Below are 9,715 nucleotides of genomic sequence, written 5' to 3' on the forward strand. Positions count from 1 at the left end.
ATTCGTCGCCTCCTTAAATGCAACTTGGATAACGGGCGGCTGGCTAGGCTTTGCCCGTGGGGGATTTTAACCCCCTGAATCGCGCCAGCTTGCTTGGCGCACTCAAGAACCGTCCCCATTCCCGAATGATTTTCTTAGGACAACAGTGACATGACCGTGAAAATAAATTGAAATAGTAATAAAGCAAGACCCCAAACTGAATCCCGCACAAGAATCTTGACAACGGGGAGAAGTCAGGTTATATTTAAGTCAGTAAACGTTTACAAACGTGAGGGTGAAACGCGAGAGTTTACGCCCCGGCAGAAAGAGATTATCGGCAAGGCGGTCGGCATTATCGCCCGGGAGGGAATCCAGGGACTGACCATCAAGAACCTGGCCCAGGCGGTTCACGTGACCGAGGCCGCCCTGTACCGCCATTTCAAAAACAAGCAGGCCATCCTGTCAGCCATTATCGAGCGTTTCGTAGTCGTGTCCCGGGTTCCTCCCCATCCCGATCCCCGGGGCGAAGCCCTGGAGATTATCGAGTTGTTCCTCATGGACCGGTTTGAAACTTTTTCCGCCGACCCCGACCTGGCCAAGGTCATGCTCTCGGAGGAGATATTCATCCACAACGAGTTCATGGCCACGAAGCAGCGGACCGTGATGCACGGTCACAGGGAATTTGTGGTCAAAGCCATCGAAACCGGCCAGAAGAGCGGCCGCATCCGCCGGGATATCGACCCTGCTTCCCTGTTTCGCATCATCGTGGGTTCCATGCGCCTGCTGGTCACCCAATGGAGCTTCAACAACTTCACTTTCGACCTGAAAAGGGAAGGACGGCGGCTGTGGCAAACCATCCGCTCACTGATTCAAACAAAACCAGAGGAGGAATAGATGCAACGACAGATCATTCATATCGATCAGGAAAAATGCGACGGCTGCGGAATCTGCGTGCCCGATTGCCCCGAAGGGGCGATCCGGGTGATCGACGGCAAGGCGCGGCTGATCAGCGACATTTTCTGCGACGGCCTGGGCGCGTGCATCGGCAACTGCCCCCGGGGAGCCATCACAACGGAAGTGCGGGAAGCCGAACCCTACGATGAAGCCAGGGTAATGGAGAACATTATCCCTCAGGGAGAAAACACCATCCGTGCCCACCTGCAACACCTAAACGATCATGGCCTGACGGAGCATGTAAAAAAGGCAGTTGACATCCTGGAGGCGCGCAAGATTCCCGTTCCTGAATTCAGGCGGCGCCGGGAAGCGGCATGTCCCGGCGGCGGATATCCCGGTGCGAAAGCCGTTACCCTGGACACGGTTCCGCACGATGCCCCTGTTGCCCAGGGGACCATGCCATCCCGACTCAACCACTGGCCGGTACAGCTTCACCTGATCAACCCCGATGACCCGGGCTTCGAGAACGCGGACTGCTGGTTTGCGCCGACTGCGTTCCTTTCGCTTACGCGGATTTCCACGAACATTTCGTCAAGGGCAGGAGGCTGGTTGTGTTCTGTCCCAAGCTCGACTCCGGCATCGATGCCTATATCGACAAGCTGGCGACCATCTTTGCTACACATCACATCCGCTCTGTGACCATCACCCGCATGGAAGTGCCATGCTGCGGCAAGGCCGAGACCATCGTGGCCCGGGCCCTGGAGAAGGCCGGCAAGAGCGCCATGGTACGGGTCAAGGTCATCTCGCTGCGGGGCGAAATCAGATAGCAACGGAGACGGCATGAAAATCACGAAACCGAGCGAAATCACCCCCCTGTATGAAGAGGGCGGCGTGACCGGCCGGCGAATCAGTGCCCGGCCGGGCGTTGAGATCATCCATATGTCCCTGGAACCCGGCGCGGTGCTGGCCCCGCACACGACTCCCTTTGACGCCCAGTTCTTTTCCCACCAAGGTACGGCGGTGTTCATGGTGGGGGACGGGGAAATCACCGCGGCTCAGGGCACACTGCTCGATTGCCCTGGGAGTACGCCCCACGGCATCCGCAACGACACGGAAGCCGCCATCGCCGTGCTGGTGATCAAGTACCTGAGAACCTGACCCCATCCTTGCGCGGTTCCTCGGCAGGAAGTCGATGCCGCATTGCTCACAACCAACTGCGCCGTTTCGCGACAATTCCTGTGAGAAACGCAGGCTGGAAGCGTCGCTTCGTCTTTCTCAGAAAGAATGGTATAATGACTATAATCACCATTAAGTGAAATCCGGAAAAATCATCAATTATTCAGGAAAGGATTCGTGATCCATGCAATTTAAAGAACTGGGAATTATCGAGCCGCTCTTACGGGCTCTGAAAGAGGAAAAATATATTGAGCCGACGCCTATCCAGGCAAAGGCCATTCCATTAATTTTAAACAGAAATGATGTGCTGGGCAGCGCTCAGACGGGAACGGGAAAAACGGCGGCCTTTGCCATTCCGATCCTGCAGCACCTTTATCTTTCTCGAAACAATAGCAATGGCGGACGTATGGTTAAATCGCTCGTCATCACGCCGACGCGCGAACTGGCGATTCAGATCGCTGAGAGTTTTTCGATTTATGGGAAATTCACGGGGATAAGGAATACTGTTGTTTTCGGCGGTGTTCCCCAGGGGAAACAGACCGATGCTCTCCGGAAAGGTACGGATATTCTTGTCGCGACACCCGGCAGGCTTCTGGACCTGATGGACCAGGGATTCATCAAATTAAATGACATTGAATATTTTGTGCTGGATGAAGCGGATCGCATGCTCGATATGGGGTTCATTCACGATATCAGGAAAATAATCATGAAATTACCGGCAAAACGGCAATCGCTGTTCTTTTCCGCGACCATGCCGGGAAATATTGTTGAACTTTCAAGGAAAATATTGACAAACCCGCATAAGGTTGATGTCAGCCCCGTCTCTTCCGCTGCTGAGACTGTTTCGCACTATCTCTATTATACGAATAAATCAAAAAAGAAAGATCTGCTCTTCCATATACTGAAAGATCGGGAAATCGACCAGGTGTTGTTGTTCTCCAGAACAAAACACGGTGCCGACAAGATCACCCGGAATTTAAAAAGAGAAAAGATAAGAACGGCTGCCATTCATGGCGATAAAGCTCAGAACCAGAGACAAAAAGTCCTTTCTCAATTCAAAGCCGGAGAGATCAGGGTACTGGTGGCTACTGATATTGCCGCCAGGGGGATAGATATTGATAAATTGAAATATGTGATCAATTATGACATTCCAAATATTGCGGAAACGTATGTTCACAGGATCGGGAGATCCGGGAGAGCAGGCGAAAACGGCAACGCGGTTTCTCTTTGCGAGCCGGAAGAAAATGTGTTTATTAAGGATATTGAAAAATTGATCAAGCAGAAAATCACGGTGATCAACGACAATCCTTTTCCCCAGACCGATATTCCGAGAACTACCGAGGAAAACAGGGAATGGGAGAAAGAGAAACAAAGAAGGAAGCAGGAGTTTTTCGCGGCAAAGAAAAACAGGGAAAGCAATAATAATCGCTCAAAGTCCTGCAGAAAAAATACAAGCAGAGCCAATCAATAAAGCATTCATCCCGCCTTATGTTCCAAACCCGGGGGGACGGTTCTTAACAATTCGGGAAACGCGTCTCAACAGCTTGTGTACGTTGTACAAACACAGCCGGAAGCGCACAGGGGCTGGATGAATTTAAAATTGTTCAACTTTCAGGGACGCCTTCATTTTTTTGATTTTCCAAGCCCCATCTCGTAACCTTTCTCAAAGGGAAAAAGTAAAAAAGGAAATGTTGGGCGATTGAACCCGGCATGATCAGGAGGGTGAAGAAATGCAGCATCAGAAGGCGCGGAGAGTACAACGGGATACCATTTCCATTCCGCTGATCCTTTTCACCGGATTTGCATCAGGGTGGGGTGTGTTCAGCGGAAATCTACTGTACCGGGATAACCTTCTGGTTCGCTCAGCCTGGTACGGCAATGATCTGGTGACATTATTGCTGGCGGTCCCTCTCTTGACGATTGCTTACAGGCTGGCACGGAAGCAATCGCCACGTGGAACTCTGCTCTGGTTGGGGATGCTGGCCTACACCTTCTGCAACTACGCATTCTATGCGTTCGGCGCCGCTTTCAACCAGTTGTTTCTGGCGTATATTCTCATTCTCGTGCTATCCACGCTTGGACTCATTCAAGGGCTAACGTCAGCCGAAACGAATTTCGTTTTGCGTGCTGTCGCCGTCGGCAGCGTTCAACGTGCGGTTGGCATTTTTATCATCCTGGTATCGTTGATCCTTGGCAGTTTCTGGATAGCGGTTTCCGCCGGCTTTGTTTGGACAGGTCAGGTGCCGGCCATGGTAACGGCGGTTGAGCACCCGACCAATATCACGGCGGCTTTGGACTTGTGGCTCGTCGTATCGTTCGGGCTCATTGCCGGGATATGGCTCTGGCGGCGGCGGGCATGGGGTTTTGTAATTGCCGGCATCTGGACTGTTAAGGGCGCCGTTTACATGGCGGCACTCTGCGCCGCAGCCATTGCCACATACGCGAGCGGCGCGACTGCTGATCTTTCCCAACTTGGGCTCTGGGTGCCCATTGGTGTCGGCAGCGCAGTATGCAGCCTGCTGCTGACCCGGTCATTGCCCCCGAACACTTCCGCCACCCCTTGCAGACCGGCGACGATTGGTCGCAAACCCAATTGAGGAGAAACGATGAACAATACAGCCTATGCGCCGGTATGCGGCATCTATTGTGGTGCGTGCCCGCTTCTCGGGCGGCAGTGCCCGGTATGCGGCAATGTAAACGGCAAACCGTTCTGGACGGTCCAGGTGCCGAACGGAATCTGCCCCTTACACGACTGCTGCCGCAACCGGAGGCAATTGGAACATTGCGGACTCTGCGCTGAATTTCCCTGCAAGACGTTCAGTGAACTCAGGGACCCGAACATGTCGGATGAAGAATTCACCCAATCCCTGGAGGCGAGGAAGATCAACCCGAGAAAAAGAAGCAAAGCCGGCACTGAAGCGTAACTGATAGAACAGGAACGCCAGCACTCAACGACAGGGGTTAAAAATCCGTACATGAATGAAGGAGGTGAAGATAATGAAGGTATATGATCTTGAGACGAGGCAATCCTACCCATATGAGGAAAGGGAAAAGAATGTTTTTTACAAAACCAGAGAATTTTAAGCAAGAATGATAGAACTTCCGCCCGGCGGAGAGATGCCGGCTTGTGAAATGGAATCTTATGTTCTATTTTATGTTATCAAGGGAAAGGCTGAAGTTTCGGTGAATGCCGAAACAACTGACCTTGAAACAGGGCAATGCCTGATTACTGAACCGGCCACATTGTCCATGAAAACAGATAATGGTGTTAAAATAATGGGTGTTCAGATAGACAGGATATTGAAATAACCGCAACTAATAATAGTTCCATGTCTATCAAAAGGAGGCAGAATGCAAAAAATTCTTATTATTATCAACGACGCGCCTTACGGAACAGAAAAAGCGTACAATGCTTTGCGAATGGCAATGACTCTTCAGAAAGAGCATGAAGACAAGGTGGAGATTAAGATATTCCTGCTGGCGGACGCTGTGTTTTGTGGAATTCCCAACCAAACAACGCCGAATGGTTACTATAACATCGAACGGATGTTGAAATCTGTCATCCGGCAAGGCGGTGAAGTGAAAAGTTGTGGGGGATGTTCGGAAGCGCGCGGAATTAATACACTCAAACCGATTAGAGGTGTCCAATTGAGCAATATGAAAGAATTTGCCCAATGGACCGTTGAATGTGATAAAGTCATAACCTTCTGAAAGGAAAAGACGCGGATTTTGCCAATTCTGAGGCAGGTTTGGCTGATGCGGTTGACGAAACGGACATTGCGGGGGCGTTTCAGTAATGAATAATCCCCGGGGAAGAAGAACAGGTCAAGTGGAACCTTTCATGAATTTGAGGCACACTTATGAGCTTTGAGAAAGATTTTTTTGAAAGAATTGTAGAAAACCTCCATGACGGCTTATATTTTGTAGACAAAGATAGAATCATAACCTTCTGGAATAAAGCCGCTGAAAAAATTTCCGGATATATGGCAAATGAAGTTGTTGGTAAATCCTGTTCCGATAATATCCTTACTCATGTCGATAGTGAAGGGAATAATCTCTGCACCGGCATGTGCCCTCTTGCCGCAACCATTTCTGATGGAAAGCCTCGAGAAACTGAAATATACATGCACCACAAGGAGGGTCATAGAATACCCGTCTCTGTTCGTGCAAGCATATTGACAGACTCAGATAACAATATTATCGGCGGGATAGAATTATTTACCGACATCAGCAATCAGGCGGCTAATGATTTAAGGGTAAAAGAACTTGAAAAGCTGGCTCTTCTTGACAGACTCACTCAATTACCAAACAGGAATTTTATTGAGAAAGAAATCTCAAATAGATTCGAAGAGAAAAAACGTTTCAACATGCCGTTTGGTGTTTTATTTATTGATATTGACAACTTTAAGAAATTTAATGACTTTTACGGTCATGATGTCGGCGATAAGGTTTTGAAATTTGTTGCAAATACCTTTGTCGCCAATTCCAGACCTTTTGACGTTTATGGAAGATGGGGAGGAGAGGAGTTTATCGGCATTATTCGCAACACAAGCGGCAAAGATTTTGAGTTGCTTGGAAAAAGGCTTCGTTTATTGATTGAAAATTCATATATCATTCATGAAAACGAAAAATTGCGGGTCACAATTTCGGTGGGAGCCACCTTGGTTGGAGAAAATGACACCATTGATAGCCTCATCAAAAGGGCCGATACTTTATTGTATAAATCCAAGGCGGCGGGAAAAAATTGTTTGACCATAGGTTGAAAATGATTTGAGGCGCGTTTAACCGTTGTATATACCGGGGACATGCAGGATGGACCCATCGGGACCTTTTGTAAATTTGAGCATCATCAGCCTGAATACTTAGTAAATACGCAGCTGCATGCGAAAGGCCGGAGGAAAAGAGTGATTTGACAAATAATTAAGAACTGCCCGAAAACAGGCCAATGAAATACAATCATGTGGGAATACCGACAACGGTTCCCCGGGATGGGGAAATGTACCTTGAGGCCCTGGATATCTATTGCACCGATCACAAAGCCAATCCGTTCGGCATTCAATGGATGAGGTTAGGAAAAAAGTACACCCTGCCCGGTAGTGTCAAGAATCTTTCGCACTTTCTGTGAGGGGTACTCCGAACACAGGTCATGGCACTGGTTTAACCGGCCTGTTGTTCCCGGTCCATTTCCTCCAAACGTTTCATATTAAGATAGCGTCTCGTACCCGCACCTGGTACCGGCTGTTGTCGGCCAACGTCCGCGGCGTCGTCCACTGGAACGAGCCGGAGGCGGCGTTGGCGGTGCCGATCACCAGCACGCGCGCTCCGTTCAGGCGCAAAACCAGTCGTACTTTTCCAGCTGGAAATTCAGTCGCATTCCAATTAATGGTGTAGCGGGTGCCTTTGCACCAGGAAACACCGTCCGCGGGAGACGTGACGTTGGCGCAGGCAAGCAAGGGGAACAGCATGAGAAACAGAGAGATCAGGGTAACTCGTCGCAAAAAAAACCTCCATGAATTTTTCGGGTCACAGCGGGGTTGCCCGAAGTTGGAATAATAAATAGCGGCTGCATCAAAATATCTCAAGATGCTTCACGAAAAATTTTTTCAGGAAGGATCCGGCCGCAGGCCCGATTCAGTTGGTGTGGGTCCCGTCCATTTTTTCCGCCGGGATGCGGCCGGGACGGTTCAGGAGCGCCCCCGGGCGATGGTAACTGAGCAGCAGCCAGAGCGCCTTGAGCAGTAGAATCACGGCCGTAAAAGCCTTTGCGGCGGTGCGACGACCCCATCCAGATAGATAGCGGTCGATTAACCGCCAGCGGCAACGGATCTGACGCAGGCGAAAATCGGGAGAAGCCGAGTAATTCCCCGCATGAATCCGGTACTGGACGACAAAATCCGGAACACGGCAAAAGCCTGCCGCCCGGGCAATTTTCAGGATCAGGTCCAGGTCGTATTCACCGGCAAGGGTGGCGTCGTAATTTCCCTGGTCCAGGGCAACTTGCCGGTCCATAAGTATGGCGCTGTGTTTGACTGGACCGACGGGACTGAGTAACCCTGCGCGGATGAGGCGGGCAACCGTTTTGACTGCCGGAAAAATCCGCCGGCCCAGGATTCGCCCTTCTGCCGAAATCCACTCGATGTTGCCGTATACGAGGCCGCGATGCTCCACCTGAATTCGCTCCAGCCTTGTTCGCAGGCTGCCGGGAGTGAGGCGGTCATCATGATCCAGGATCGTCACAAACCGGCCGCGGGCCATTGCCATACCGGCTCGCAGGGCGTGGGGCGGGCCCATATGGTTAATGGCCCGGTACACCAGGCGGGGATCCCGAAAACCGGCCAGGTATCGGTCCAGGGAAGGTTGAGAACCGTCATCCACGACCAGGATTTCCATTTCGTGGACATCCTGGTCAAGAGCGCTTCTTACCGCCTCAAACAGAAAACCTGCCGGAGTATTGTAGGCGGTGATCAGAATCGTAACCAGCGGTTCCGGTAATGTGTGCGGGCTGCAACCGGTTGTTGATTCCATTTGTGTTTTTCGGGAACAGCCGGTTCATCCGCTGCAGACCCGGAAAACCGGATCATATACTAAATGCGTAATCTGTGCAATCTTACGCGATAGCAAGGCGGGTGGTTGCGGACAGTTTGACAATTCAGGGATTTGGTTGGTTGTGGCTGGTTAGGTGGTAAACATTGCGGGGGCTTTTCTCAGGGTGTGATTCCGGGGTAAGATAACAAGTCCGGCCGGCCCTTCACTGATTTGGGGTCGCGACCGCCAAGATCCGTTGTGCGCACGCGGTCGTGAACGCACGGGGGACGGCTGAGATTGAAACGAAGCGGAACCGTTTCATGGGTTCTTGCAAACAGGAGGATCGGATATGTGGTGGAAAGTAACGGCGATTGTGTTTGTTTTTCTGGTCCTGGTTATAGCAGTGGCAATCCATTACGGCAAGAATCGCTGGCGGTCGGATACACGCAATCTTTATGCGAAAATGGAAGCGGTTCGTATTTCGATTGTTCCCGCATCGTATGATCCGCGCGAATTGGAAGGGCTGCCGGCGCTGGTTCAGCGCTATTTTCGCAAGGTTCTGAAAGAGGGCCAGCCGATGGTTACAGCGGTCAACATTGACCACACCGGCACCTTCAACATGAGCGAAGCCAAAGAGAGATGGGTGCCTTTCACTTCCAATCAGCGTGTCGCCACCCGGCGCCCTGGATTTGTGTGGGACGCGCGCGTGCGCATGGCCCCGGGCGTTACCGTTCATGTTCATGATGCCTATGTGGCCGGTGAGGGCATCCTGCATGCCAAACTGTTCGGCCTCCTGCCCGTGATGAAACAACCAGGCACTCCGGAACTGGCACACGGGGAGCTGATGCGTTTTTTCGCTGAAGCTGTGTGGTATCCCACGTCGCTGCTTCCCAGCCAGGGGGTGATCTGGGAGCCAATTGACGACTCACGGGCAAGCGCGACGATCACTGACGGCACAACAAGAGTAGAGTTGGTGTTTCAGTTTGACACTGAAGGGCTGATCCGTTCCGTTCATTCGGAGGGAAGGTACCGCGATGTGGATGGGGTACGGGTTGCAATACCATGGCAGGGTCACTTTTGGGATTACGAAGTACGAGGCGGCATGTTGGTTCCGCTGAAGGGTGAAGTGGCATGGTTATTC

10 protein-coding genes and 2 pseudogenes are annotated in these 9,715 nt (G+C 51.3%); 10 read left to right on the forward strand and 2 right to left on the reverse strand.

The window, feature by feature from the left end:
* Window positions 1-216 precede the first annotated feature (216 nt).
* The 9 genes and pseudogenes from ENN40_01010 to ENN40_01050 all read left to right on the forward strand — a co-directional run bounded on the left by ENN40_01010 (window position 217) and on the right by ENN40_01050 (window position 6,812).
* Window positions 217-873: a TetR/AcrR family transcriptional regulator gene (locus ENN40_01010; GenBank protein ID HDP93923.1), complete on the forward strand. Its 657-nt coding sequence runs from the start codon at window positions 217-219 to the stop codon at window positions 871-873.
* Window positions 874-1,700: pseudogene (locus ENN40_01015) on the forward strand (4Fe-4S ferredoxin). It abuts the gene before it with no gap.
* Between the two features lie 13 nt (window positions 1,701-1,713).
* A complete protein-coding gene (locus ENN40_01020; GenBank protein HDP93924.1) occupies window positions 1,714-2,031 on the forward strand; it encodes a cupin domain-containing protein in 318 nt (105 codons plus the stop codon).
* A 202-nt stretch (window positions 2,032-2,233) separates the two neighbouring features.
* Complete coding sequence (locus ENN40_01025) at window positions 2,234-3,520, forward strand: DEAD/DEAH box helicase (GenBank protein HDP93925.1); 1,287 nt, start codon at window positions 2,234-2,236, stop codon at window positions 3,518-3,520.
* Between the two features lie 259 nt (window positions 3,521-3,779).
* Window positions 3,780-4,646, forward strand: a complete 867-nt coding sequence (locus ENN40_01030; GenBank protein ID HDP93926.1) for a hypothetical protein — start codon at window positions 3,780-3,782, stop codon at window positions 4,644-4,646.
* Window positions 4,647-4,655: 9 nt separating this feature from the next.
* Entirely contained in the window at window positions 4,656-4,973 is a 318-nt protein-coding gene (locus ENN40_01035) for a DUF3795 domain-containing protein (GenBank protein HDP93927.1), read from the forward strand.
* Window positions 4,974-5,046: 73 nt separating this feature from the next.
* Window positions 5,047-5,358, forward strand: a pseudogene (locus tag ENN40_01040) (cupin domain-containing protein).
* A gap of 42 nt (window positions 5,359-5,400) precedes the next feature.
* Window positions 5,401-5,760, forward strand: a complete 360-nt coding sequence (locus ENN40_01045; protein ID HDP93928.1) for a hypothetical protein — start codon at window positions 5,401-5,403, stop codon at window positions 5,758-5,760.
* A gap of 149 nt (window positions 5,761-5,909) precedes the next feature.
* The gene (locus tag ENN40_01050) at window positions 5,910-6,812 is read left to right on the forward strand and encodes a diguanylate cyclase (protein ID HDP93929.1); all 903 of its coding nucleotides are present in this window, start codon (window positions 5,910-5,912) and stop codon (window positions 6,810-6,812) included.
* Window positions 6,813-7,247: 435 nt separating this feature from the next.
* Here the strand turns inward: ENN40_01050 and ENN40_01055 are convergent, their stop codons facing one another.
* Both ENN40_01055 and ENN40_01060 read right to left on the reverse strand, forming a co-directional pair.
* Window positions 7,248-7,547: a hypothetical protein gene (locus ENN40_01055; protein ID HDP93930.1), complete on the reverse strand. Its 300-nt coding sequence runs from the start codon at window positions 7,545-7,547 to the stop codon at window positions 7,248-7,250.
* Between the two features lie 133 nt (window positions 7,548-7,680).
* Window positions 7,681-8,574 carry a glycosyltransferase family 2 protein gene (locus tag ENN40_01060; GenBank protein ID HDP93931.1) on the reverse strand — a complete coding sequence of 298 codons (894 nt, stop codon included), beginning with the start codon at window positions 8,572-8,574 and terminating at the stop codon, window positions 7,681-7,683.
* Window positions 8,575-8,923: 349 nt separating this feature from the next.
* Between ENN40_01060 and ENN40_01065 the strand changes: the two genes are divergently transcribed.
* Window positions 8,924-9,715 (forward strand): hypothetical protein (locus ENN40_01065; GenBank protein ID HDP93932.1); only part of this gene is annotated, 792 nt, incomplete at its 3' end.

Source organism: Candidatus Aminicenantes bacterium, assembly GCA_011049425.1.
Lineage (GTDB): Bacteria > Acidobacteriota > Aminicenantia > UBA2199 > UBA2199 > UBA876.

Bases quoted from the DNA above. Each gene is read 5' to 3' on its own strand.
- ENN40_01020 (HDP93924.1), top strand. From the start codon at position 1,714: ATGAAAATCACGAAACCGAGCGAAATCACCCCCCTGTATGAAGAGGGC.
- ENN40_01025 (HDP93925.1), top strand. From the start codon at position 2,234: ATGCAATTTAAAGAACTGGGAATTATCGAGCCGCTCTTACGGGCTCTG.
- ENN40_01030 (HDP93926.1), top strand. From the start codon at position 3,780: ATGCAGCATCAGAAGGCGCGGAGAGTACAACGGGATACCATTTCCATT.
- ENN40_01035 (HDP93927.1), top strand. From the start codon at position 4,656: ATGAACAATACAGCCTATGCGCCGGTATGCGGCATCTATTGTGGTGCG.
- ENN40_01045 (HDP93928.1), top strand. From the start codon at position 5,401: ATGCAAAAAATTCTTATTATTATCAACGACGCGCCTTACGGAACAGAA.
- ENN40_01050 (HDP93929.1), top strand. From the start codon at position 5,910: ATGAGCTTTGAGAAAGATTTTTTTGAAAGAATTGTAGAAAACCTCCAT.
- ENN40_01060 (HDP93931.1), bottom strand. From the start codon at position 8,574: ATGGAATCAACAACCGGTTGCAGCCCGCACACATTACCGGAACCGCTG.